General features: G+C 65.9%; 20 protein-coding genes. 10 read left to right on the top strand and 10 right to left on the bottom strand.

Annotated features, from left to right (window positions below; translation table 11 throughout):
• Positions 1-80 precede the first annotated feature (80 nt).
• From ACOOHB_RS05215 to ACOOHB_RS05200, 4 genes are all read right to left on the bottom strand, one after another.
• Complete coding sequence (locus tag ACOOHB_RS05215) at positions 81-932, bottom strand: hypothetical protein (RefSeq protein WP_420443748.1); 852 nt, start codon at positions 930-932, stop codon at positions 81-83.
• Positions 907-1,542 carry a PIN domain nuclease gene (locus ACOOHB_RS05210; RefSeq protein ID WP_420443747.1) on the bottom strand — a complete coding sequence of 212 codons (636 nt, stop codon included), beginning with the start codon at positions 1,540-1,542 and terminating at the stop codon, positions 907-909. Before ACOOHB_RS05210 ends, ACOOHB_RS05215 begins: the two co-directional genes overlap by 26 nt.
• On the bottom strand, positions 1,533-1,739 hold the full coding sequence (locus tag ACOOHB_RS05205; protein WP_420443746.1) for a type II toxin-antitoxin system VapB family antitoxin: 207 nt from the start codon (positions 1,737-1,739) through the stop codon (positions 1,533-1,535). Before ACOOHB_RS05205 ends, ACOOHB_RS05210 begins: the two co-directional genes overlap by 10 nt.
• A gap of 322 nt (positions 1,740-2,061) precedes the next feature.
• Positions 2,062-2,865, bottom strand: a complete 804-nt coding sequence (locus ACOOHB_RS05200; RefSeq protein ID WP_420443745.1) for a transglycosylase SLT domain-containing protein — start codon at positions 2,863-2,865, stop codon at positions 2,062-2,064.
• A 205-nt stretch (positions 2,866-3,070) separates the two neighbouring features.
• Between ACOOHB_RS05200 and ACOOHB_RS05195 the strand changes: the two genes are divergently transcribed.
• Together ACOOHB_RS05195 and ACOOHB_RS05190 are read left to right on the top strand one after the other, a co-directional pair.
• Entirely contained in the window at positions 3,071-4,807 is a 1,737-nt protein-coding gene (locus ACOOHB_RS05195) for an N-acyl-D-amino-acid deacylase family protein (protein WP_420443744.1), read from the top strand.
• 17 nt (positions 4,808-4,824) lie between these two features.
• Positions 4,825-5,541, top strand: a complete 717-nt coding sequence (locus ACOOHB_RS05190) for a DsbA family protein (RefSeq protein WP_420443743.1) — start codon at positions 4,825-4,827, stop codon at positions 5,539-5,541.
• A 61-nt stretch (positions 5,542-5,602) separates the two neighbouring features.
• Here ACOOHB_RS05190 and ACOOHB_RS05185 read toward each other — a convergent pair whose 3' ends face one another.
• Positions 5,603-6,013: a hypothetical protein gene (locus tag ACOOHB_RS05185; RefSeq protein ID WP_420443742.1), complete on the bottom strand. Its 411-nt coding sequence runs from the start codon at positions 6,011-6,013 to the stop codon at positions 5,603-5,605.
• Positions 6,010-9,579: a DEAD/DEAH box helicase gene (locus ACOOHB_RS05180; protein ID WP_420443741.1), complete on the bottom strand. Its 3,570-nt coding sequence runs from the start codon at positions 9,577-9,579 to the stop codon at positions 6,010-6,012. Before ACOOHB_RS05180 ends, ACOOHB_RS05185 begins: the two co-directional genes overlap by 4 nt.
• Before the next feature lie 285 nt (positions 9,580-9,864).
• Here ACOOHB_RS05180 and ACOOHB_RS05175 point away from each other — a divergent pair, with 285 nt between their 5' ends.
• From ACOOHB_RS05175 to ACOOHB_RS05140, 8 genes are all read left to right on the top strand, one after another.
• The gene (locus ACOOHB_RS05175; RefSeq protein WP_420443740.1) at positions 9,865-11,577 is read left to right on the top strand and encodes a proline--tRNA ligase; all 1,713 of its coding nucleotides are present in this window, start codon (positions 9,865-9,867) and stop codon (positions 11,575-11,577) included.
• 229 nt (positions 11,578-11,806) lie between these two features.
• On the top strand, positions 11,807-12,529 hold the full coding sequence (locus ACOOHB_RS05170; protein WP_420443739.1) for a corrinoid protein: 723 nt from the start codon (positions 11,807-11,809) through the stop codon (positions 12,527-12,529).
• Between the two features lies 1 nt (position 12,530).
• Positions 12,531-13,277: a DUF1638 domain-containing protein gene (locus ACOOHB_RS05165; protein ID WP_420443738.1), complete on the top strand. Its 747-nt coding sequence runs from the start codon at positions 12,531-12,533 to the stop codon at positions 13,275-13,277.
• Positions 13,274-14,209, top strand: a complete 936-nt coding sequence (locus ACOOHB_RS05160; RefSeq protein WP_420443737.1) for a dihydropteroate synthase — start codon at positions 13,274-13,276, stop codon at positions 14,207-14,209. The genes ACOOHB_RS05165 and ACOOHB_RS05160 overlap by 4 nt, the downstream gene beginning before the upstream one ends.
• A 10-nt stretch (positions 14,210-14,219) precedes the next feature.
• Positions 14,220-16,439 (top strand): ASKHA domain-containing protein, encoded by a 2,220-nt coding sequence (locus ACOOHB_RS05155; RefSeq protein ID WP_420443736.1) that lies wholly within the window; start codon positions 14,220-14,222, stop codon positions 16,437-16,439.
• A gap of 52 nt (positions 16,440-16,491) precedes the next feature.
• Entirely contained in the window at positions 16,492-18,027 is a 1,536-nt protein-coding gene (locus ACOOHB_RS05150; RefSeq protein WP_420443735.1) for a trimethylamine methyltransferase family protein, read from the top strand.
• A 156-nt stretch (positions 18,028-18,183) separates the two neighbouring features.
• A complete protein-coding gene (locus ACOOHB_RS05145) occupies positions 18,184-18,708 on the top strand; it encodes an AAA family ATPase (RefSeq protein WP_420443734.1) in 525 nt (174 codons plus the stop codon).
• Positions 18,701-18,979: a hypothetical protein gene (locus ACOOHB_RS05140; protein WP_420443733.1), complete on the top strand. Its 279-nt coding sequence runs from the start codon at positions 18,701-18,703 to the stop codon at positions 18,977-18,979. The genes ACOOHB_RS05145 and ACOOHB_RS05140 overlap by 8 nt, the downstream gene beginning before the upstream one ends.
• Positions 18,980-19,075: 96 nt before the next feature.
• Here ACOOHB_RS05140 and ACOOHB_RS05135 read toward each other — a convergent pair whose 3' ends face one another.
• From ACOOHB_RS05135 to ACOOHB_RS05120, 4 genes are read right to left on the bottom strand one after another with little or no spacing between them, the layout of a single operon-like run.
• Positions 19,076-19,900, bottom strand: a complete 825-nt coding sequence (locus tag ACOOHB_RS05135; RefSeq protein ID WP_420443732.1) for an EamA family transporter — start codon at positions 19,898-19,900, stop codon at positions 19,076-19,078.
• Positions 19,901-19,926: 26 nt separating this feature from the next.
• A complete protein-coding gene (locus ACOOHB_RS05130; RefSeq protein WP_420443731.1) occupies positions 19,927-21,339 on the bottom strand; it encodes an MFS transporter in 1,413 nt (470 codons plus the stop codon).
• A 6-nt stretch (positions 21,340-21,345) separates the two neighbouring features.
• On the bottom strand, positions 21,346-22,263 hold the full coding sequence (locus ACOOHB_RS05125) for a 2Fe-2S iron-sulfur cluster-binding protein (RefSeq protein WP_420443730.1): 918 nt from the start codon (positions 22,261-22,263) through the stop codon (positions 21,346-21,348).
• The gene (locus ACOOHB_RS05120) at positions 22,260-23,987 is read right to left on the bottom strand and encodes an NAD(P)H-dependent oxidoreductase subunit E (RefSeq protein ID WP_420444664.1); all 1,728 of its coding nucleotides are present in this window, start codon (positions 23,985-23,987) and stop codon (positions 22,260-22,262) included. The genes ACOOHB_RS05125 and ACOOHB_RS05120 overlap by 4 nt, the downstream gene beginning before the upstream one ends.
• Positions 23,988-24,003: the final 16 nt, after the last annotated feature.

The following is a 24,003-nucleotide window of genomic DNA, read 5'->3' as shown; positions in this document are numbered from 1 at the left end:
AAACAAAAAACACTAAACGAAGCAAAAAGATGCACGCGGGAGCGGCTGAGGCCGGTTGCCTACTACCGAACATTGGTCGATCAGGGGTCGATACGGGAGTCTTTGATGGTCTCGAGGTGGCGGATGGGGTGGTCGGCTTCGACTCGCAGGGGTCCCTTGAGTGCTGTGTGCAGGCGGCGCTCGCAGCGTGTGCTGAGGTGGATTTGAGTGGTATCGATGCCGGCGGCGGCGCAGCGGTGGGTCACGTGGACGGCCACATTGATTGCGACGTTGGCAACAGTGGCCAGGTAGTCCACCTCGAATCCGTCGATCGGCAGATCCGCGGTGTAAGTGCCGCCTTGGCGCCACTGGTGGAACGCTGCGGTGTCGATGTCGGCGGTGAACGCTGCCCAGAGACTGCGTTCAGCGTCCGGCAGAAGACCGACGAGCGTGTCGATGTTGTGGCTGCGGGGCGGGACGGTGTCGGTAGCTAGGGCGATCATGGTCTTGGCGCCGCATTCGATGACGAGGTGCGCCTGGGAACAGGCACCGGCGAAGCGCCATTCCTCAGCCGAGACGAACGCCTCGGTGTCGTCGTCGCTGATGGCGTCGAGCTCGTTGTCGCCGACCCGCGCAGCGTCGGTCAGCCTGGACACGGCGACGGTCATGTCACGGTGGCGTGTTTGCACCTCGGCGGTGGCATTGTCGGGCAATCCGATCTCCTTGTCCCAGTCGATGTCGGCGTGTGTCTCGCTGTCGGTGAGCGGCAGGGCATAAGTGTCAATATGGGCTTCCAACGAGCAAGGCACGCGCGTGGTGCGAACCGCCCACTCGGGAGCGTCCGTGACCAACAGATCGACCGGGCATCCCGCAGCGACCTCGGCTCGGCGCATCAGTTCGCAACGGCGATTCCAGCGGTCGCTGTAGTCACCGAGATCGTCGTATATAGCCACCAGGTCGATGTCGCGTGCGTGTCGATCGCCTCGTGCGAGTGATCCGAACAGCAGAACTCGGCCCACACCCGCAGTGGCAAGCTCGGCGGCAGCGCGCCGGGCGGCATCGATGCTTGGAACACTTGGGGCCTGTGCGGCCATACGCCCAGCGTACCTGCGGACCGCTGCCGGGATTCGTGAGCGCTGTTGTCGCCCAGAGCGAACCGCGGGGAGCGACCCAGTCCGTCGGCTGGCCAGTGATTTCGGCGATTCGGTCGTAGTCGGCGTCGTAGTGGATAAGGGTTAGGTCGTTGAGCTCGGCTGCTGCTGCGATGAGCAGGTCGGGAAGCGCGAGCCGATGGTGGCCGCGGCGTGCGAGTTGGTGCTGGACTTCCATTGCTCGGGAAGTGACGGCCTCGTTGATGGGCACCGACGGCATCGCACGGCGCTCGGCCAGAATCGCTTCGTAGTCAGCGAGTGAGCGGGCGCTGTAGAGCATCTCGAGGTCGACAATCGGGCACGTGGCAACCCGGCCCTCCACGATCAGCGGCGCAAGAAGCTCGGCTACCTCAGCATGGTGGAGCCGTGCCAGGGCGCTCTTGTCGGCGATGAACTGCGGATTCAGCGCCATGCAGCTGTCATGACCTCGTCGTCAGCAATGTCTGTGCCCGCAAGATCTGAGAGTCGACGCACGTGCTGCAGGCGCAGATCGCTCTCGACAAGGTGCCGCAGTGCGGCGTTGACGGCTGCTTTCATGGTGGCGGCACCCGTAACTCGCCGGGTCTCTGCAAGAAGCGCGTCGTCGATGTCGATCAACCGTTTGGTCACACGCCGGAGTATATCTATATCGTAAGTAGTTAGATATACGCCAATCGGTTTCGACGGCAGGTGAACGCGACGAGGTCATCTGCCGGGGCAGCATCCATGACACGGTGCAATGCGGCCAGCACTTGGTTCATGAACACACGTCATGGTCACTGTTTCAGCAACCTGCTGTTGTGTCAGGCACGCCGATAATAGACATTATGTCAAGTTGAGGCTTTTTGCCTCCCACGGCCGTTCCAACGAGGAAATCCCCCGACGAGCGCAGGTGTGCGACAGCTGTCCAAAGAAGCCGCCAGTGTGAATGCGGCAGCTAGTGCCCTGTCAGCTAGACACTGGGAGCACCAGCCGCGGCTTGGCATGCATGCGTGGCTTTGCTGATGTCGTCGAAACACCACGGTTGCCATCCGCTGAGGCGCCAGATCTCATATGCGGTTTCGAGGTTTGTCGCAGGGTCGAGCCAGGCATCGCAGGGTGACGGCGGTCGGCGGCCGGTGTCAATGGCTTCCTCCTTGGCGTGGAAGCACCATTGCGCGGTGGGTGTCGCATCAGTGGTGCCATCGCACTGGAGTTCGGGCGGGTCGATTCCATCGGGCAGACCTCCGATGCGCGGCAGTCCATCGATGCCCTTGCCGGCCCAACAAGTTGCGTTGAGTTGAAGTAGCCCCCAGTCGTTGGTCGGCGACACGGCGCGTTCATTGCAGAGCGATTCCCGCCAGATCAAGGCGAGAACGACATCGGGATCCCAGTCCCCGGTGTCGGCCACCAAGGGTCGGTAGCGATCGCATTCGAGAGGAACGCCAGGAGCGACGGTGCGGCGAAACTCTTGTGCGGGTTCAACAACGACATGGGAGATGACGATCGGCGACGGGTGCAGGTTCGGGTGTTCTCCAACCGCATTGCCCTGGACGCCGGTTCGACGGGCGAGCTCTGTTCCGGAGTTGTCGAAGATGACCGGAGGTTCGGTCAGGGCAGTGCTGGTGGCCTTGACGGAATCAGCCCTGGGATGGAGCGTCGGCTGTTGGGTGTAAGGCTGCGGCGCTGTCGGCGAACCCTCGGCTCCCCTGGTGGCGCCAAGACTCAGCGCCAGCAATACGACGAGGACGACCAGGCAGACCGCTGAGGTCGCCAAGGAATTGGCTGGAACGTCTCTCCTTTGGCCAGTACGCCGCATGCACCACTCCGCTGTTGCCAAACGGGCCGGAGGCTATGGGGCGCAGGAGGCAACTGGTTGGCATTGCTCGGGCGAGCATCTCAGTGCGCGACTACCTTGAAGATGCGGCTCTGGTGCGGTGTCTGCGCGCCTGTGGCCATTTCGGATGACGCGGGGGCGCGCAATGAGCAGCGAATACGACATTCACATCAAGGGCGGCACGATCGTCGATGGCACGCGAGTGCCGCGCTACAAGGGCGACGTTTGGATCAAAGACGGCAAGGTGGCCCAGCTCGGCGGTCGCCCCCGAGGCACTGCGGAGCGGGTGATCGACGCCACGGGGAAGATCGTCGCCCCGGGATTCGTCGATCTGCACACGCACTACGACGCCCAGATTCGCTGGGATCCGTGGTGCACGATCTCGGGCTACCACGGTGTGACGTCGGTAGTGCTGGGCAACTGCGGTTTCGGCTTTGCGCCGGTGAAGCCGGAATTCCGTGACCGCTCCATGCTGACCATGACACGCACCGAGGCGATCCCGTATGAATCCATGCGGCTGGGAATGAACTGGGACTGGGAGACCATTCCGGAGTATCTCGATTCGCTCGAGCGGGCACCCAAGGGCGTCAACGTCATCCAGTACATGCCGACGGCCTCGCTCATGACCTACGTGATGGGACTCGAGAAGGCCAAGGCAGGTGAGCCGGCCTCGGAGGCAGAGCGCAAGGAGATGGCGCGCTTGCTGCACGAAGGCATGGACGCCGGGCTGTGCGGCTTCTCCATTCAGCGTCTCGGTCCCGACAGCGTGCAGGCCGACTTCGACGGCTCCCCCATGGTCACCGACATCATGAGTGACGAGGACATCTTGAACCTGGCGCGAGTGCTGGCCGAACGCGACGAGGGCTTCATCCAGATCACCCAGGGCACCGGCGACATCCGGGCCGACATCAAGTTCCTCGAGGTCCTCGCAGCGACAGCGCAGCGGCCCATCCTGCACAACGTGGTGGCGCCTGCCCGCAAGGACCCTGAAGTACACCGCCGCCCATTGCGCTGGATCGAGGGGTGCTGGTCTGCCGAGCTGCCGATCTACGCGCAGTGCGGGACCGGTCGCGCAGGCTTCGCCTTCACGCTCGAGCACTGGAACCTCTACGACGCCTCCCCCGCTTGGCGTGCGGTCACCACGGGTACCAAGGAGGACAAGATCGCCAAGATGAGTGATCCGGAACTGCGCACGGCGCTCGTCGCCGAAGCCGCAGAGGCCGACCGGCGGTTGCAGGTCATCCAGGCCGGCGTTGGCGGCAACCCCAAGGGCCTCGTGATCCAGGGCGTGAATCGTCAAGCCGACCTGCAGCAGTACGTGGGCCGCTCAGTGGGCGATCTGGCCGAAGAGCAGGGCAAGCATCCCATCGAGGTGATGCTGGACCTGTCGCTCCAAGGTGATCTCAACGTGGAGTTCCTCGGCCCCGACAAGGGCTCGAATGCCGAGTTCATGGGCGAGATGATGCAGTCGCCGTACGCCATTCCCGGCGTTTCCGACGGCGGCGCTCACACCAAGTTCTTCAGCGGAGGCTCCTACACCACCGACTTCCTCACGTGGCTGGTTCGTGACGAGGGCACCGTGACGCTTGAAGAGGCCCACTACCGCCTGTCGGCGCTCGCAGCCCACGCTGCCGGCTTCAAGGACCGAGGCACCTTGCGCGAGGGCGCCGCCGCCGATGTTGTGGTCTACGACATGGAAGAGCTCGAGATCGACCCGCCCTGGATCGGCAACGTCGAGCACGACCTGCCGGGCGGCGAATGGCGCCGGATCCAGCGGGCCAAGGGATACGACCAGATCATCGTCAACGGCGAGGTCACGTTCACCTCCGGCGATTGCACCGGTGCCACCCCAGGCCGATTGCTGCGCCACGGCCGCGGCTGAAAGGAAACCTCAAGGGCATGATTAATGCAGACAACTACACCGGCCCGACCGAAGTGGACTTCCATTTCGACGTGATGTGCCCGTGGGCGTATCAGACGTCGCTGTGGATGAGGGATGTTCGCGACCGACTCGGCCTGCAGGTGAACTGGAAGTTCTTCAGCCTCGAAGAGGTGAACTTGCGCGAGGGCAAGAAGCACCCGTGGGAGCGCGACTGGAGCTACGGCTGGTCGATGATGCGCATCGGAGCGATCCTTCGGCGCGATTCCATGGATCTGCTCGACAAGTGGTACGCAGCGTCTGGACGGGCCCTGCACGTCGACGGCAACCGCCCCCACAACCCTGACGTCGCCCGTCACTTGCTTGAGCAGATTGGCGCCGATCCCGACATCGTGGATGTCTCGATCGCCGACGAGACAACACACGACGAGATCAAGGCGGAGCACCGGCGTGTCGTCGATTCCGGCGGATTCGGTGTGCCGACGCTGTTCTTCGATGACCAGGCCATCTTCGGGCCGGTGCTGCTCGAGCCGCCGACCGGCGACGCCGCGCTGCGAATGTGGGACCTCGTCGTGGGCTGGCTGGAGTTCCCGCGCCTCTACGAGGTACAGCGACCCAAGATGGAAGATGACGAGCGCGCCATCTACGAGACGTTCAAGCCGTACCTCGAAGCGCGCGACTGGGTCAGCATCAACCGCGGCACCGAAGTCGGTTTCGAGTCCCAGGCCGCCGGCTGAACTGGACTCCAGGCCACTACTACGGGCCACTGGGCACGCGCGGCGTGCCCCACCACGACGGTCAGGACGCCGTGCGCCCCTCGCCGTCTGGAGCGAGCAGATCCCCCGCCGCGGCGAGGGCCCCGGCCATGGCTACAGCGCGCTGATAGACGGCCTCGAAATAATGCTCCGCGACCATCTCGCGTCCCGCGAGCGGCGGTTTGCCGAGCGAGCGCACCGTTGAAGTCGGGTCGGTCGTGACCGAGATGAAGCGCGCATCGGTACCGAAGTCGGTGTACCCGATCGCAGCGTCCTCGGCGCTGACGGTCGCCGCCGCTGAACTGGCCGCAGCATCAGGACTTTCCGGCGGCGTCCTCTCCCCGGCTGTGCCATGCCAGAAGGCTGCGCTGGCCACAGCAGCCTGCCGCTGCTGGACCTCGGCACCGTCGAGGCGGCGGGTGCGCGAGGTCTTGCGGCGGCGACGGCTGCTCATGACCCACCTGCGCCGAAGGCACCGGCGGGCACCAGCTCGCCGACCTCCGGGCTGCCGGTGTCGATTCCGTCGAAGTCGTCGGCGAGCAGAGCATCGGGATCGATGCCCAGGGCGTGCCGGAGCTGCTCAGAGTCGAGATCGCCGATGGAGCTGGACTTCGGCAGCACCATGTCGGCGATACGCCGTTTGCCAGCCACGACCTCTTCCACCCGTTCGTCGACGGTGCCCGGGCAGACCAGGCGATGGCAGATGACTGTTCGCGTCTGGCCGATGCGCCACGCCCGGTCGCGGGCCTGATCCTCTACCGCGGGGTTCCACCAGCGGTCGTAGAGCACCACATGGCTCGCTGCGGTCAGGTTCAGGCCCGTGCCGCCTGCTTTCAGCGACAGCACCATCGCCCCGGGTCCTTCCTGTGTCTGGAAGTGGTGCACCATGCGGTCGCGGGCTGTGCGACCCAGACCGCCGTGATAGCAGTCGATCTGCAGTCCGGTCCGTCGCGTCAGGTGGGTCGCCAGGCGTTCGCCCCAGGAGGCGAAGTGCGTGAACACCAGCGCCCGCTCCCCCGTCGCGAAGACTGCCTCGAGAATCTCCTGCAGGCGGTCGAGTTTGCCGCTGCGTCCGGCGATCTGGCTGTCGATGTCGTCGGGGCGGTAGTTGAGCGGGTGGTTGCAGATCTGCTTGAGCGCGGTGATGGCCGCCAAGACGGCCCCCTTGCGCCTCTCGCCTGCCTGCTCGCTCGCCGCGGTGTCGACGATCAACTGGTCCAAGACTGCCTGGTACAAGCCGATCTGTTCGGGCGTCATGGCGCAATGCGCGATCTCGTCGATGCGGTCGGGCAGCTCAGCGGCGATCTGGGGCTCTACCTTGGTGCGGCGGAACACCAGCACGCCGTTGAGTGCATGCAGGGCCGACTCGGCAGCTCCTCGAGCGTCGCCGGGCTGCTGCAGCTGAGCGATGAACGGCGTCCTTGAGCCAACCAAGCCCGGATTGCAGAAATCCATGATCGCCCACAGATCGCCGAGCCCGTTCTCGATCGGGGTGCCGGTCAACGCCACACGGATGCGGGCAGACAGTCGCCGAAGCTGCTTGGCAGTCTCGCTGGTGTGATTTTTGATGACCTGGGCCTCGTCGACCACGATGCGATCCCAGGTGACCTCTTCGAATGCGTCGATGTCGCGCACAGCGGTGCCGTACGTCGTGATCACCACATCGATCTGCTCGCTGCCCTCACGCAGCGTGCGGACCAGCTCTGCAGGTTCGCGCCGAGCCGGACCGTGGTGGATGATCGCCGACAGCCCCGGTGTGAAGCGTGCGGTTTCGGCTGCCCAATTGCCGACTACGGCGGGTGGCGCTATGACGAGTGTCGGCGCTTGGCGCTGGTCTGCTGCGATGCGAGCGAGCATCGTTGGGGTCTTGCCCAGACCCATGTCCAGGGCCAGACAACCCCCAAGACCGGCCCCGTCGAGGAACTCCAGCCACGTGACAGCTTCGGCTTGATAGTTGCGCAGCTCGCCGACGAAACCCTCGGGGCTGGTCCGCGGCGCAGCGGAGATCTCAGCTGCGGAGCGCAGCAGGTCAGCCGCCCAGCCGCCTCCCGAGATGGTGACGCCGCCGCGCACCGTCGGGCCCTCGAGGCCCAGTACCTGGCGCAGCATCTGCGAACCGGTGAGTGCAGTGACATCTGCTCGTTCGGCGAGCGCAGCAGCCGCCTCGGCCAGGTCGGCATGATCGAGCGCGATCCATTTGCCCCGATCTCGTACGAGCGGTCGTGCTTGTGAGGCCAGCTCGTGAATCTGATCCGCTGTGAGCTCAACGTCTCCGAAAACAGCGGTCCAGCTCACTGCGGTGAGCTGCTGCGCTCCCAGGGCGCTGTCAGTGGCCTCGGCGATGAGCCGCAGCGATGGCGCCGGACGCTCCCGCGAGAGGTTCGGGACCTCCACCTTGAAACCAGCCGATTGCAGCGCCGGGCCGGTGGCAGACATCAGCTCCCACGCCTCGTCCTGGCTGAGCACGACCTCGCCGCGTCGCTTGCCGCCAGGGCGCATCAACACCGGCAGCAGCCGTTCGAGGCGGGTGAGCTGGTCGCGTACTTCGGTGCGATGCGAGCTGACGCCGCTCACCATCGCCACCTCGACGGGCTCGGTCGTGCCCTCCGGGCTGAGAGCCAGCACTTCCATGTGCCAGGCACCGGCGTCATCAGGCTCGTCGAGCCGCACAACGAGACATTGGCGAGCGGCGGTAGTCACCGGCCGGGCCCACAGTTCGATTCGCCGGGCCAGATCCGAGCCTTGAGTAGCTGAACCGACAAAGCGAGTGCCATCCAGATAGGCCAGGAATGCCTCTGCCATCTCTGCCCGGCTGCGGGGCTCCGGAGATGCCGCTGGAACGTCAAGGCGTTTTGCGGCACTCGTCACGATGGCGTCCACCATGCCGGCCAGGGCCGATTGCACCGTTGTGCGCGGCTCCGTCTTCGGTTCGGGAGCCGAGACCGCACCCGGCAGGCGGTTGATGAGCGCTGCCAACCGGTCGGCTTCGGCCGAAGCCGGCTGCCACTGAACCGAGAATTCCGCCGTGTCGGGCCGCTTGCGATTGCGGCGTTTTCGAACACGGTGAAGCCGCGGCACCGTTCGTCCCCCCGCCACCAGTTCCACTGCCAAGCGGGCAGCGGTCCGCATCCACAGCGCACTGGCACCGAGGAGGCGATCGTCGTTGGGGTCACCGTCGGTTCCGTCGAGATGCTCATTGCCGTGCAGGGACTCGTCGTAGTTCCTCAGACCGTTCTCGGAGATGACGGCAGGGGAAGCCTCAGCCGCTTCCGGAGACGCCAAAGCAGCACTGGCGACGGGTCCGTCGAGACCGACCAGCCAGCCCAGGACGTCGCTGATATCGGCGACGACTGCCTCGGCGCTGGTGCCCTCGGGCAGCTTGATATTCGGATGCGGACGCCAGACGCTGTCCGGCGCGCCTGCAGCGACGAGACGGTCCATGACTCGCTCGGTGGCGTCGGGTTCGGTGCCAGCCCCAGCAGCCCATGCCACGATCCGCCCGGGCTGCCACGACAGCTGCAGCGCCGCCGGCTCCGCCAGCGGTCCCGAAGCGGCACCGGGGGTATCGGCGCTGGCCGTGCCGGAGGGGGTGTCTTCCGGTCCATGCGCGGCGTCGAGACCGGTCAGGCGCTCGTAGGCAGCGGCCAGCTCGTTGAAGTCGGCCTCGAAGTCTCGGACCACCTGACGCCGAATCGGACGCGGCAGACGGCGTGCCCCCGACAGTGAGGTCTCCGTTTGATCGAGCAGGTCCAGCAAGACCCGTTCCCAGCGCTGCGGATCGGTCTTGAGCGTGGCGACCTCTGTAGGTCCGGTGGTGCCTTGGGCCTCCGCCCATACAAGGCGAGCAATCTGCTCCCAGCGCATCGACGCCAATGCAGAGACCGTTGCGCCATTGCGGAGTTCTGCGGGTGGCGCCACGATGACGTCACCGTTGCCGGCAGCATCTGCGGCGCGCGCGAAGTTCGCAGGCGCCGACGCGCCATGGTTGGGAACCCGTGTCTGTGAGTCTTTGTTGCTCATTGCGTCATGAGGGGGGCCAACAGGTGTACTGCGCCGCCCGTCCGGACTGCGCTGCGCGCTTGGTCCGAGCCGTCGATGCAGGACCCGCTGCGGACACAGTCACCGTGGTCGGCACTGTGGCCCCGGTCCGCTGCCGAGACTGCACGCTTGATGTGCAGTCGTGGCTTCGCAGGGTGAGGATACTGGACACGCTTCGTATCGCAACGCATCCCTGGGCGCCTCTGGGGCCCCGAATCTGCGAAATGGTCGAAGCATGTGACGGTCCGCACGCTTACCCTGCGTCGGATGCGATGGTCTGATTCGTTTATCCCGACGCTGCGTGATGCGCCCGCAGAGGCTGAGGCCGCTAGCCATCAACTCCTCATCCGGGCCGGCTTCATCCGTCAGCTGCACTCCGGGCACTACAGCCTGTTGCCGCTCGGTTTGCGAGTGCACACCAAGGTGGCCGACATCGTGCGGGCAGAAATGGACGCCATCGGCGCGCAGGAGTTCTTGCTGCCGGCGATGCATCCCGCCGATCTCTGGCGGCGCAGCGGTCGATGGGCGCTCATGGGCTCGGAGATGTTTCGCCTGCGCGATCGAAACGATGCCGAGGTCGTGCTGGGCATGACGCACGAGGAAGTCTTCGCAACGCTCGCGGCGGAGATGAGCTCGTATCGGGAACTGCCCCAGACCTGGTACCAAATCCAGACCAAGTTCCGTGACGAGCCGCGCCCGCGCAGCGGACTGTTACGCGTGCGCGAGTTCATGATGAAGGACTCCTACAGCTTCGACATCGACGAAGCGGGTCTGGACGCCTCGTTCGAGGCACACCGCGAGGCCTACTTGCGGATCTTCGAGCGTCTCGATCTCGAGGTGATGGCCGTGCAGGCCTCCTCGGGCGCCATGGGCGGCGATGCCAGTGTCGAGTTCATGGTGGCGTCGCCCGTAGGTGAGGACGACGTGGCCCGCTGCAGCTCATGCGGGTACCGGGCCAACGTGGAGCGAGCCCGCGCGGTGGCGTCGCCCGTCACCGACCCGCCGTCGGTCACCGCACCCGAACGCTTTCCCACTCCAGGGGTTCGCACGATCGATGCGCTCGCCTCCTTCGGCGGTGGCGCGCCGGCTGACCGGCAGATCAAGACCATGGTGATGGTCCTCGACGATCAGCTCACCCTCGTGGCCCTGCGGGGCGATCACCAGCTCAACCTGCAGAAGCTGGCCGATTGCAGCGGTGCCACCGATGTGCGACCCGCCACTGCACCCGAGACGCTCGCTCAGCTCGGCGCCAACCCCGGAAGTCTCGGCGCAGTCGGCGTCGACGATCTGCCGGTCTACGCCGATGAGGCGCTGCGCGGCCGTCGGTCCATGACGACCGGAGCCAATGAAGACGACTGGCACCTGCGTGGCGTGGACCCCGAGCGCGACATCATCGATCCGCGTTGGGCGGATCTGCGCGAGGTGTCGGCAGGTGAACCGTGCATCTTCTGCGGCGCTCGGTTGGAGATTGTGCGCTGCATCGAAGCTGGGCACATCTTCAAGCTCGGCCGCAAGTATTCCGAAGCGATGGGCGTGTCGGTGCTCGATGCACATGGCGTCGCCCAGACCCCCATCATGGGCAGCTACGGCATTGGCATCGGGCGGGCGATGGCCGCCGTGGCCGAGACACACCACGACGAGCGGGGCTTGTACTGGCCCGTCGCCGTCGCCCCGTACGAGGCTGTTGTCACCGTCCTCGACCCGTCTGATGATGCGCAGTCAACCGCTGGCGAGCAGATCTACCGGACGCTGAACGACCACGGTGTCGACTGTCTCTACGACGACCGGCCGCTGCGGCCCGGCGTGAAACTGGCCGATGCCGAGCTTGTGGGCATCCCCTACCGCGTCACGATCGGAGCGCGCAGCTTGGCGCAGGGCAACGTGGAGATCACTGAACGGTCGTCCCGCGACACGCGACTGGCAGTGCTTGCAGACGCCGGTGCCGAACTCGCTGGAAAGATCCGCGCTAATCGCCGCTGAGAGCTGCCGGCCGGCGGCTCCAGTTGAGCCTGGCGCGATGTCGCCGTATGTAGACGTTTGCGCAAGGTACGTGATACCGTACCGCTGTACCGTTCTGCGGCACAGTTCCACTATGCGGAACAAGAGCTAGGTGGAACAACCCTTCCGCAGGACTCCACGCTAGATGTGGTACAGGCGACCGGGACGGGGGTGCCCGGCATACGTCATAACGATGGCGAGGGGGCAGGGCATGGCCGACGCGGCGATCGTCGACACCGACGAAGCTGATGAAGAGATTGATCTCTCCGCTCTTGACGATGACGATCTCATCGCGCAGATGCACGACGATCTCTACGACGGGCTCGGGCCCGAGATCGTGGAAGGCACCGACCTGTTGCTCGGGCGCGGTTGGGGAGCCGACAAGGTCCTCAACGAAGCGTTGGTCGAGGCCATGCGCATCGTCGGCATCGACTTTCGCGACGGGATCCTGTTCGTGCCCGAAGTGCTCCTCGCGGCGAACGCGATGAAAGCCGGCATGGCGATTCTCCGCCCGCTGCTCGCCGAGACCGGAGCGGAGCCCATCGGCAAGATTGTTATCGGCACGGTCAAGGGCGACATCCACGACATTGGCAAGAACCTCGTGGGAATGATGCTCGAAGGCGCGGGTTTCGAGGTCATCGACCTGGGCATCAATACCGATATCGACCAATTCCTCGCTGCTCTCGACGAGCACCGGCCGGACATCTTGGGAATGTCGGCACTGCTCACCACCACGATGCCGTACATGAAGATCGTCATCGACACGCTCATCGAGCAGGGCTTGCGCGACGACTACCTCGTCATCGTCGGCGGCGCCCCGCTGAACCAGGAATTCGGCGAGGCAGTCGGTGCCGATGCCTACTGCCGCGATGCGGCAGTTGCGTCAGAGACCGCCACTGACCTGATTCGCGTCCGGCGGGCGGCAGCGGCCTGAGATGGCAACCCCCAGCGCGCCCGCGGCGATTCCCAACAGCAGTTCACCTGCTGCGAGTGGCGTGCATGCGTCGGCCGAACGCATCCTCGTGCTCGCCTGTGGCGCACTCGTCAACGAATTGCAGGCGATCGTGGGCATCCACGGCCTTGGGCACGTGGATGTGGAGTGCCTGCCCGCCAAGCTGCACAACCGGCCCGCGCTCATCGCTGGAGCCGTGCGCGAGCGCATTGCCCGGCTGCAGGCCGCGGGTCGTACCTATTCCCAGGTGCTGCTCGGCTACGCAGACTGCGGCACCTCTGGCGCTCTCGATGATCTCTGCGAAGAGTTCACGGCGAAGTCTGCGACGGGCGTTGCTCCTGCGGTGTCGCGTATCGAGGGTGCCCACTGCTACGAGTTCTTTGCCACAGCTCAGCGCTTCGCCGAGATGTCCGAGGCTGAACCGGCAACCTTCTACCTCACCGATTACCTCGCCCGGCACTTCGACCTGCTCGTGTGGCGAGGTCTCGGCATCGCCGATCACCCTGAGCTTGCCGAGATGTACTTCGGCAACTACCAGCGGGTTGTCCTGCTGACGCAGACGCCCAACGGCACCGAGCGGGCCCGCATCGCCGAGTACGCACGTGCGGGAGCGGAGCGTCTGGGACTTCCGCTGGAGATCGTCGAGACCGGCTACGGCGACCTTGAGACCGCGCTCACCCACGTCGCAGCACCGAGGGGCCGCTCTGCGATTGCCCAGGTGCCCGCGTGACCGACACCGTCATCAGCTCGGCCACGCGTGAAGTCGTCATCGGCTTCGATCGCCCCTTCGTGATGATCGGCGAACGCATCAATCCCACGGGCCGCAAGATGCTCGCAGAGGAAATGCGGACGGGCGACTTCAGCCGGGTCGAAGCCGATGCGCTCGCCCAGGTTGCTGCGGGTGCCCACATGCTCGACGTGAATGCCGGGGTGCCGCTGGCTGACGAACCGGCGATGCTCGCCGCTGCGGTCAAGCTGGTCCAGTCCGTCACCGACGTGCCCCTCTGCATCGATTCCTCGGTGATCGAAGCGCTCGAAGCCGGCGTCGATGCCTACGTCGGCAAGCCGCTCATCAACTCGGTGACCGGCGAAGGCGAGGTCATGGAGCGCATCCTCCCGCTTGTAGCACGAGCCGGGGCCGCCGTTGTCGCGATATCCAACGATGAGACCGGCATCAGTGAGGATCCCGATGTTCGCTTCGAGGTGGCACGCCGCATCGTGAACGCAGCGGCCGACTACGGCATCGCGCGTCACGACGTGGTGGTGGATCCGCTGGTGATGCCCATCGGTGCCATGGCGACCGCGGGTCGGCAGGTGTTCCAGCTTGTGCGACGCCTGCGAGACGAACTGGGCGTGAACACCATCTGCGGCGCGTCGAACGTGAGCTTCGGCCTGCCCAACCGCAACCTCATCACCGGCACGTTCCTGTCGATGGCGATCGGTGCCGGAATGACCTCAGCCATCATGAACCCGCTCCACCCCGAAGTGAAGGCAGCCGTGATGGCTGGCGATGTCCTGGCGGGCAACGATCGGAACTGCGCGGCCTGGATCTCCGAGTACCGAGATCGGAGTGCCATGGGGGCGAACAACGTTGCCGGCGCCAGAGCCGGCAACGGCGACCGTCCTCGCCGGCAGGGCGGACGTCGCGCTCGCACCGGTTAGCCAGGTCCCGATGCCGCCGGGCTCGCTTCCGCCCGCCGATGCCCCTCCAGGTTCGGTGATTGACGCCGAAGGATCGAACGCGCTTGGCAAAGCAGCCGATGACGAGGCTGGCGTTGAGACCCTGAGGTGCAAGGTGGTGTTCACCCCCTCAGGCCGAGCAGGCACCGTGAGCGCAGGTACCACTGTGCTCGACGCAGCTCGTGACCTCGGAGTGGATCTCGACAGCGTGTGCGGCGGGCGCGGCATCTGCGGCCGCTGTCAAGTCATCCCCTCGATGGGCTCATTCCCGAAGTGGGCCATCACGGCCGGCGCCGACGCTCTCAGCCCGCCGGGCGCAACCGAGACTGCCTATGGGGGCCGTCGACCGCTGGGCGCCGATGCCCGGCTCGGCTGCCAGGCCCGTTTGTGCGCCGACCTCGTCGTCGACGTGCCGCCCGAGAGCCAGCTGCACGGCCCAGTGGTGCGCAAATCGATCGATGTCGGCGACATTGCGCTGGACCCGCTGTCGACATTGCACGCGGTCACCGTGCCACCGCCGACATTGGACGAACGCCGCGGTCTCGCTCAGATCGTGATCGACTGTGTGGCCTCCGAATGGGGTGTTCGCCTCGCCGGGATCCTGCCTGGGGCGCTGGCGGAGCTCCACGCGTCGGTTGCCGCGGGCACTCCCGACGACGCCGGCAACCGGCTGGTCACGGTCGCCGTTCGTTGGAGCGGGCCCGAACCGACACAGCGCACCGGAATGGTGGCAGCGGTCTGGCCCGGAGTCGTGACCGCTGCACTCGGTGTCGCCATCGACATCGGCTCGACGACCATCGCGGGCCATCTGACCGACCTTCACAGCGGCGAAGTGCTGGCCTCGGCAGGCCGGATGAATCCCCAGATACGCCTGGGCGAGGACCTGATGAGCCGGGTGTCGTACGTGATGATGAACCCCGGCGGGGCGCCCGAACTCACCGCGCTCGCTCGGGACGCCCTTGCAGCGCTGATTGCCGAATTGTGCGCAGACGCCGGGTTGGAGCCAGCCACTGTGTTGGAGGTCGTGCTTGTCGGCAATCCGATCATGATCCATATCGCGCTCGGCATCGACCCGACTCCGCTCGGGCAGGCGCCGTTCACCCTGGCGACCGACGCCGCCGTCGAACTCGAAGGATCCGAGTTGGACCTGCCATGCTCAGCGGCTCGGGTCTACGTCGGGCCTGCAATCGCCGGACACGTGGGCGCCGACACCGCAGCAGCGGTACTGGCCGGCGGCCCGCACCGAGACGAGGCAATCACGCTGCTGGTGGACGTGGGCACGAACGCCGAGATCGTGCTGGGCAGCTCGAACGGACTGTGGGCAGCCTCCAGCCCGACCGGTCCCGCGTTCGAGGGAGCACAGATCAGCTGCGGACAGCGAGCGACACCGGGAGCGATCGAACGGGTGCGCATCGATCCGACGACGTGGAAGCCCCGTGTGCGGGTCATCGGCTGCGACCTGTGGTCCGACGAGCCCGGCTTCGCCGAGGCAATCGAGCGTCAGGTGGCGGCTGGTTCTCGCAGTGCTGCCGCTGGGGTCACCGGGATCTGCGGTTCTGGGATCATCGAAGTCATCGCCGAGATGTATCTCGCCGGCGTGCTCTCGCCCGATGGGGTCGTTGCGGCACCGCCGAGCGAGGGCGAGCGGGCGACCCGGGTGATCTCGGAAGGCCGGACGTCATCGTTCGTGCTGTACGAGCCACCCGAAGGCACCGGCGGCCCGACCATCACCATCACCCAGAACGATGTCCGGGCGATCCAGCTGGCAAAGGCAGCGCTGCGCGCCGGCATCGACCTGCTGTGTGAGCGTGCCGGCATCGCAGCACCCGATCGTGTGCAGCTCGCTGGAGCGTTCGGCGCACACATCGACCCGGTGCGGGCGATGGTCCTCGGCCTCATCGGCGACTGCGACCCGGCCGCAGTGCGCTCCGTCGGGAACGCCGCGGGCACGGGCGCTGTTCGAGCGCTGCTGTCAGGCAGTCAACGGGCCGAGATGGAACGTGTGGTCCGCGGCATCCGCAAGATCGAGACCGCTACCGAGCCCCGTTTCCAGGAGCTCTTCGTGGCAGCCATGGCACTCCCCCACGCCACAGCTCCGTCTCCGAGGCTCTCGTCGGTTATTGATCTGCCAGAACGAGCGGATCTGGGCGCCACCGTTGGCGCCCGCTCGGATGGGTCCCCACGGCGCGCCCGGCAGCGACGGCGGCGATGAACCAAGGTAGGTCTGCAAGAAAGGATTCTGCAGTGGAAGGCAACAAGCAACGATGACGGAACGAACACGACGACGAGGAGGCGGGCGGGCGGCCCGGCAGGCTCTGCGGGCTGCCAGTGACGATGTCACGCACACCCACCTGACCCGCAAGCTGGCCCCGGTCAGTGTGCTGGATGCCGAAGGCCTGGCCCAGATCGAGGCGAATGCCGAGACGATCCTGTCCGAGGTGGGTATCGCCTTTCAGGAATTTCCTCGCGCCCTGGAGCTGTGGCGCGACGCGGGTGCCGATGTTGATGGGGAGCTCGTCCGCTTTCCACGAGGTCTGTGCCGGCAGATCGTTCAGGACAACGCGCCCTCGGAATACATTCAGCACGCTCGAAACCCGGCTCGGTCCGTGCCGATCGGCGGCGATGCGACGGTCTTTGCCCCGAACTACGGGTCGCCGTTCGTGACCGACCTAGACAAAGGCCGTCGCTACGCCACCCTCGAGGACTTCGAGAACGTGGTGAAGCTGGCGTGGATGCTCCCCCACCTGCACCACAGCGGCGGCACCGTGTGCGAGCCGGTGGACGTGCCGGTGAACAAGCGCCACCTCGACATGGTGTATTCCCACCTGCGGTACAGCGACAAGCCGCTCATGGGCTCGGTCACTGCGGCCAAGCGAGCCGAGGACTCGGTCGAGCTGTGCCGTATCGGCTTCGGCGGTGACCTGGGCGACCGCACGGTGCTGACGAGCCTCATCAATGCATCGTCGCCCCTGCGCTGGGATGCCACCATGCTGGGTGCAGCGGAGGTCTACGCGCAGCACAACCAAGCGTGTGTGATCTCGCCGTTCATCCTGGCTGGCGCCATGTCGCCGGTGACGGTGGCCGCGCTGGCGGCACAGTGCCTGGCCGAGGCGTTGTCGGGCATGGCGTTCTGCCAGCTAGTGCGCCCGGGCGCGCCAGTGATCTTCGGAACGTTTGCCTCGTCGATGTCGATGGCGACCGGAGCCCCGACCTTCGGCACGCCCGAGGCGGGTCTGGCCATCTACGTCATGGCCGAGCTCGCCCGGCGCCTCGGACTGCCCTTCCGTTCAGGCGGGCAGTTCACGTCGTCCAAGGCTCCCGATGCACAGGCTGCCTACGAATCGGCATCCACGCTGCTGCCCACGATGGCAGCGGGCGTGAACTTCGTGCTGCACGCAGCGGGGTGGCTCGAGGGCGGTCTGGCGTTGAGCTACGAGAAGCTCATCATGGATGCCGACCAGCTCGGAATGATGGAGGTCTACGCCAGGGGCATCGACATGTCGCCCAACGGGCAGGCCGTCGAAGCGTTCCTCACGAACCCTCACGGCAACCATTTCCTAGGACACCCGCACACGTTGGAGAACTTCGAGTCGGCCTTCTACCAGTCCTCCATTTCAGACAACAACAGCTTCGAGCGTTGGTCAGACGACGGCTCGCTCGACGCAGCCCAACGCGCCAATGCGGTGTGGAAACAGATGCTGGCCGACTACGAAGCGCCGCCAATCGACGACGCCATCGACGAGGAACTCCGCGACTACATAGCCCGCCGCAAGGCCGAAGAACCCGACGCACTGGTCTGATCCTTCCTCGCGCCCAGTCGACGTCACTCGCCCAAGAACTCTGCGGCCGCCACAGTCGCGCGCGTCTGCGGATTCAGCGGTATTGACAGTGGCTTCCTGGGTACGCACCGCGAATTCACCGCTACGACGGTCCAGTGATCGGTATGGTGCGGGCGAGTGGATGGCAAGGAGATTCTCATCGTCGCTGGCCCCAACGGCGCAGGCAAGACGACCTTCGCGTCTACCTACTTGGACATCGAGGCTCGCGCGATGGCATACGTCAATGCTGACGTCATCGCTCAGGGACTTGCGCCGACTGATCCGAATCGCGCCGATGTCCAAGCGGGACGACTCATGATTGCCGAACTGGGTCGGCTCTCGGATGAGAGTTGCAATTTCGCCTTCGAGACCACGCTGTCAGGGCGCGGATATCTCCGCAAGATCCGTCGATGGCGCAGCGATGGCTATGTCGTGTCGCTCCTGTTCCTGTCGCTGCCTTCGGCAGAGCACGCCGTCGCCCGGGTTCGCCAGCGTGTTGCTCTCGGCGGTCATGACATTCCCGACGACGTCATACGCAGGCGCTTTCGCACAGGCTTGGACAATTTCCGGCGCGCGTACGCGCCCATAGTCGACGATTGGATACTCTTTGACAATCAAGGCGAGATTCCGCAGATTCTCGAACGGAGCAGCAACATTGTCTGAACTGGCAACAGCTAGCGCACAAGAACAGCAAGACGAAGCCGACAGTACAAACGGCAACGGCCGTGCCCACGGTGAAGACTGGGTAGACGGCATTACCCGAGCACTGATCCGGGCGGCGAAACAAGCGCATCTGATCGCCTACCAGACAGGCACGGGCGTGGCCTATTCGCGCGACGGCGTGTTCGGCGTGTACAAGCCCGACCCAGCGATGTACGAAGACCTCATACCGCCTCCTTTCGAGGACGAATACGTCGTGCGCGTTAAGGGCTGATATTCGGCCTGCTGACGGGCCGCCTTTCCGACGCTTGGATCCTGTTCGAGCGGGCTGATTCCATCCCAGGGTCGGCGCTTACGGTGCTGAGACAGCTCAGAACGCGACGACGGCGGTGACGCCTGCCACGGCCGCGGCGATGCCGATGGCCTGGCGCATGTTGATGGGATCGTTGTAGGCGGCCCGGCCGACGAGGACGCTCATCACCGGGAACATTGATGCGCCCACAACGGTTGCCGGCGCGTCGAACCAGATGCCGACGATGTAGAAGATGGTGGCAGCGGCGCTCGCAACACCGGTCAGCATGGCGTAGCCCATCACTTCGGGCGGTGGCAGTGCCGGTAGCCGGCGGATCGCGACCAGCGCCCCCATGGCCGCCACCGAGGAGAGCCGTTGCCCGACTCCCGGCCAGGCACCCGAGCTTTCGGAGAGGTCCACCAGGATCCCGAGTCCCACCCCGTACGCGAGACCCGACACCAGTGCCCATGCCGTTCCGGTCGCCACGTGACTGCCGCGGGTGCCCCCGGCGGTCACCAGTCCGAGGCCTCCGAAAGCCACCGCTGCGCCGATGATGGCGATGAGCGGCGGATCGTGGCCTCGCAGCGTGGTGTAAGCGAACGGGATGACGGCTGACAGCGTGGCGACGATCGGTGCGGCCACTGCCGACCCGGCCCGATCCAGCGAGGTGTAGTAGCAGGCAAGGCCTGTGCCCAGGCCGATGCCCGAGATCAGGCCGCGCAGGAAGTCGTCGCTGGCGAACGATCCCGGAACGAAGGGCACGATGGCCAGCGAGACGATCGCGGCGCTGCCTTGGAAGGTGACCATGGCCGAGAGCACGTGGCATCGCATCACGACGCGACGCCCGAACAGGTCGCTGGTGCCGATGCTCAACGAGGTGAGCAGACCGAACAGCGCCCCCATCGATCCCGCCTAGGGCCGCTGCGCCGTCACCGGCGCCGACGCAGCAGCGCAGCCACTGCAGCCGAGGCCCGTGCCGGGATCGGGAGGAACTCGCCCTGCTGTGCCACGGTCGGACCGGCAACGAGCAGCATGCGGCCGGCGACGAAGACTGCGACCGAGACATACGCCGCCGCCATGACGAAGTAGAACGCGTTGAGCGTGACCGACATCCCGATTGCGGCACAGATGGGCCCCACCGTGGCGCCGACCCCGTTCATGCGCACCAGCACAGCACTGGCTCCGGCCCGCTGGGAGCCTCGAAGCCAGTCGTTTGTCTGTGCCACTGCCATTGAATAGATCGGGTAGGCGAACGCTCCCATCACTCCCATGACGGCGATGCCTGCAAGGCCCCGCTCGTCGAGAGCGAGCATGACGAGACTTGCAGCGCCGGCAATGGAAGCTGCCGCCACGATGACGATGCGCCGAGGCACACGATCTGAGAGGCGGCCGAGCGGGATCTGCCCGAACAGGCTGCCGATCATCGGGGCTGCCACGAACAACGCGACCTGTAGCGGCGACAATCCCCTCGACGCGGCGTACACCGATCCGATGCCGGAAATGGATCCCAGAGCCCCGCCGACCAGGAACGACACCACCACGCCGGTGGGTGCGATCCCCATGAGCGTCCGGAGGCCCACTGGTTCATGTTCCACCACCGGCGGGCTGGCGGATGCGGACAGCGACATCGGCACCAGCGCCAGCGAGACCAGCACGGAGATCACGGCGAACAGGGCGAAGCCATTGGTATCGGCGACGGCCACCAAGAGCTGGCCCGTGGCGATGGCGCCCATCGTGATGACCATGTAGCGGGCCACCATCCGACCGCGATTCTCGTTGGTCGCCAGCTCATTGAGCCACGTCTCGGCAACGACGATCAACACGGCAAAGCACATCCCCCACATGAAGCGACATGCACCCCAGACCAGTGGATCGACGAAGACCGCCTGCACGAGCACCACGCTGCTGCCGGCCGATGCCCCCGCAGCGAAGACGCGTACGTGACCGACCTGACGCAGGAAATGGGGAGCCAGCCCGGAGCCAACCAGGAATCCGACGAAATTCATCGCCATGACCAGGCCTGAAATGGTGGAACCGAAGCCTTCCGAGGTGGCCCGTACTCCCAGCAGGGTGTTCTGCAGTCCGTTGCCGGCCATCAAGAGCGCGATGCCGGCAAAGAGGGCAGTGCTGCGGGCGGCGTGTGAGGCGAGCGCCGGGCCGCCCACGAGGGGTTCGGCGACCGCGGCGGGGGAGATCAGGGGAACCTGTTCAGTCGCCATCTCATGTGCGCGGTGCTGCGCACGCTGACGGCGAGTGATCCGCACCGTGGCCAATGCGCCGCCTTCTGCGCCTGTGCCGGATGCGCCGCCTTCAGCGGCCGGGGTCGGCTCGGTCGCCGACACCTGCGGCTAGTGCTCCGCTGCGTCAGTCGTCGGTGGCTCGAAGGCCGGCGCGTGAACGTACTGCCAGCCGAATCGACCCTTGATGCACAGGTGACCGCTCGTCACCGAGTGATCTGCGGGCGACATCACCTTCACGATCTGCTTGTCTTGTACATGCAGTTCGAGATTGCATCCCACGCCGCAGTACGAGCACACGGTCCGGGTGACGGACTGGTCGTCGGGGCGCCACTCCCCCACAGCGCGCAGGTCGAACTCGCTGCGAAATTGCAGAGCCCCGGTCGGGCACACCGCGACGCAATTACCGCAATAGACACACGCACTCTCGGGCAATTCGACGTCGTACTCGGTGCGGATGCGGGCGTCGAAGCCACGCCCGGCCACGGCAATGGCGAAGGTGTGCTGAGCGTCATCGCCGCATGCTTCGACGCACTTGTAACACAGCACGCAACGGTCGTATGCACGGATGTACAGGTCGTCCTGGATACGGACGGGATCGTCGACACGGGCGGGCGCCGAGGGGGCGTCGTCTCGGGGCGCCGAGCTGTACCGACTCGTGTCGGCGCCGTAGTGCAGCGACCAGTCGTTGATCTCGGGGGCCTGACTGAGGTCGTTTGCAGTGCCCAGGAATTCCAGCACCATGCGCCTGCTATGACGCACGCGATCGGAGTCCGTGCTGATCGCCATGCCGTCTTCGACGGGTCGAGAGCAAGCGGGAACCAATGTGCGCGATCCCTCGAGTTCTACGACGCAGATGCGGCACACGTTGACCGGGGTCAGATTGGGGGCCCAGCAAATGGTGGGCGTTTCCACTCCGGCTTGCGTGCAGGCGGCCAGAATCGTCTCGCCCGCGGGCACCGTCACCTCGCGCCCGTCGATGCTCAGCGTGACAGGCGTCTCAGCAGAGTTCTCACCGGCTGCGTTCATGCTCGATCGCTTCCTAGCAGACCGAGTCGCATGGCCGACAGCACCGCTGAAGACGCCGTGTGGCCGAGTCCGCAGATGGACGCATCGCCCATGGCGACGGCAATGTCCCCCAGCAGCTCGCGCTGAGGGTCCGTCGACGCGCCAGCCACGCGGATCTGTGTCACCAGCTCGTGCTGACGGACGGTGCCCACGCGGCACGGCACGCACTGCCCGCACGACTCGTCCCGGAAGAACTTGGCCAGTCGCTCGATCACAGCGCCCATGTCGGCGGTGTCGTTGAACACCATCACCGGGCCTGAGCCGAGCGTCGTGCCCGCCGCACGCGTGTCCTCCAGCGAGAGCGGCAGATCGGTGGCGTCGGGTCCGACGAAGCTGCCCGCAGCGCCTCCCAGCAGGACTGTCGCCAGCGTGCCCTGCACGCCACCGGCCAGCGTCAGCAATTCGCCCAGGGTCATCCCGAAGGGAGCTTCATAGAGCCCTGGTCTGCCGACGTGACCGGACAGGCAGAACAGCTTCGTCCCCGGCGAACCCTCGGTTCCCACACTGCAATAGGCCTCGGGGCCGATTCGCAGGATCTCGTTCACGTTGAGCAGCGTCTCAGGGTTGTTCACGACCGTGGGACGGCCGAATAGCCCATGCGTGGTGGGGAACGGCGGCTTGTTGCGGGGCTCCCCCCGGAATCCCTCGACGGAGTTGAACAGCGCGGTCTCTTCGCCGCAGATGTAGGCACCTGCACCTCGGCGCAATTCGATGTCGAAGCGCTGGCCCGACCCCGCCGCATCGTCGCCCAGCCAGCCCGCGGCCCGAGCCTGCGCGATGGCGTGCCGCAGACGCTGTGTGGCCAACGGGTACTCACCACGGATGTAGATCCAGCCCTGCTCTGCACCCACGACCAGACCGGCGACCGTGATGGATTCCACGATCGCCAAGGGGTCCAGCTCGCACAGCAAGCGATCTTTGAACGTACCGGGCTCGGACTCGTCGATATTTGCCACGACGTGCTTGGGGCCGTCCCCGTCGGCCACCGCCCGCCACTTGATGCCGGTAGGAAACGCGGCTCCGCCCCGGCCGGACAGCCGCGAGGCGCTGACCTGTGAGATCACCTCGTCAGGTCCGAGGCGCAGCGCGGTGTCGAGCGCTGCGCCCCCGCCTCGGTCCTGATACGCCTCCATCGAGGTGAACTCATCTGGGTCCCGATGGCGTCCCACCAGTTGTCGCAGGAGGCTCGGGGCCTCAGGGGTTGAAGCGGTGAGGCTCACCAGCAGCGAGTCAGGTCCGCCGTCGTCAGCCGGCACTCGATCGGGTTCACGGCGACCCTGGATGAACACCGCCGGAGCGCGTTCGCATTGCCCAAGGCACGGCCCTTCGTGCACCGCGTGGCCCTGAGAGCGGAGATGCTCTGCCAACGGTGCCGCGCCAGCGAGCGCGCAGATCGGGTCGACGCAGACGTGGCGCACGCTGAGCTCGTGAGCCGGGGAGTCGGTGCGGAACATCTCGTAGAACGTGGCCACCCCGTAGGCCTCAGCCGGCGGCACACCCAGCGTGCGACCCACAAAGTTCAGACCGCCCGGCGAGATCCACCCGGCCTCTCGCTGAAGGGCATGCAGGGCGGGCAGCAACAGGTGCCGCATCTGCTTTCGGCGGCGAGTGCCTCCCCGTACAAGACGGGGATGATCGAACACGACGGCTCCATCGCCGGCGTCGGTGACGCTGAGCGCGGCCATTACCGCTCGTCGTTCC

It is taken from the genome of Candidatus Poriferisodalis sp. (assembly GCF_965215815.1).
Classification (GTDB): domain Bacteria; phylum Actinomycetota; class Acidimicrobiia; order Acidimicrobiales; family Poriferisodalaceae; genus Poriferisodalis.
The sequence above is the reverse complement of the archived record's forward strand: the minus strand, read 5'-3'. Positions and strand labels throughout refer to the sequence as shown.

What these genes read in the sequence shown, in the direction of transcription:
- ACOOHB_RS05210 (WP_420443747.1), bottom strand. Translation starts at nt 1,542, where the DNA reads ATGGCGCTGAATCCGCAGTTCATCGCCGACAAGAGCGCCCTGGCACGG.
- ACOOHB_RS05195 (WP_420443744.1), top strand. Translation starts at nt 3,071, where the DNA reads ATGAGCAGCGAATACGACATTCACATCAAGGGCGGCACGATCGTCGAT.
- ACOOHB_RS05190 (WP_420443743.1), top strand. Translation starts at nt 4,825, where the DNA reads ATGATTAATGCAGACAACTACACCGGCCCGACCGAAGTGGACTTCCAT.
- ACOOHB_RS05185 (WP_420443742.1), bottom strand. Translation starts at nt 6,013, where the DNA reads ATGAGCAGCCGTCGCCGCCGCAAGACCTCGCGCACCCGCCGCCTCGAC.
- ACOOHB_RS05180 (WP_420443741.1), bottom strand. Translation starts at nt 9,579, where the DNA reads ATGAGCAACAAAGACTCACAGACACGGGTTCCCAACCATGGCGCGTCG.
- ACOOHB_RS05175 (WP_420443740.1), top strand. Translation starts at nt 9,865, where the DNA reads ATGCGATGGTCTGATTCGTTTATCCCGACGCTGCGTGATGCGCCCGCA.
- ACOOHB_RS05170 (WP_420443739.1), top strand. Translation starts at nt 11,807, where the DNA reads ATGGCCGACGCGGCGATCGTCGACACCGACGAAGCTGATGAAGAGATT.
- ACOOHB_RS05165 (WP_420443738.1), top strand. Translation starts at nt 12,531, where the DNA reads ATGGCAACCCCCAGCGCGCCCGCGGCGATTCCCAACAGCAGTTCACCT.
- ACOOHB_RS05155 (WP_420443736.1), top strand. Translation starts at nt 14,220, where the DNA reads ATGCCGCCGGGCTCGCTTCCGCCCGCCGATGCCCCTCCAGGTTCGGTG.
- ACOOHB_RS05150 (WP_420443735.1), top strand. Translation starts at nt 16,492, where the DNA reads ATGACGGAACGAACACGACGACGAGGAGGCGGGCGGGCGGCCCGGCAG.
- ACOOHB_RS05135 (WP_420443732.1), bottom strand. Translation starts at nt 19,900, where the DNA reads ATGGGGGCGCTGTTCGGTCTGCTCACCTCGTTGAGCATCGGCACCAGC.
- ACOOHB_RS05125 (WP_420443730.1), bottom strand. Translation starts at nt 22,263, where the DNA reads ATGAACGCAGCCGGTGAGAACTCTGCTGAGACGCCTGTCACGCTGAGC.
- ACOOHB_RS05120 (WP_420444664.1), bottom strand. Translation starts at nt 23,987, where the DNA reads ATGGCCGCGCTCAGCGTCACCGACGCCGGCGATGGAGCCGTCGTGTTC.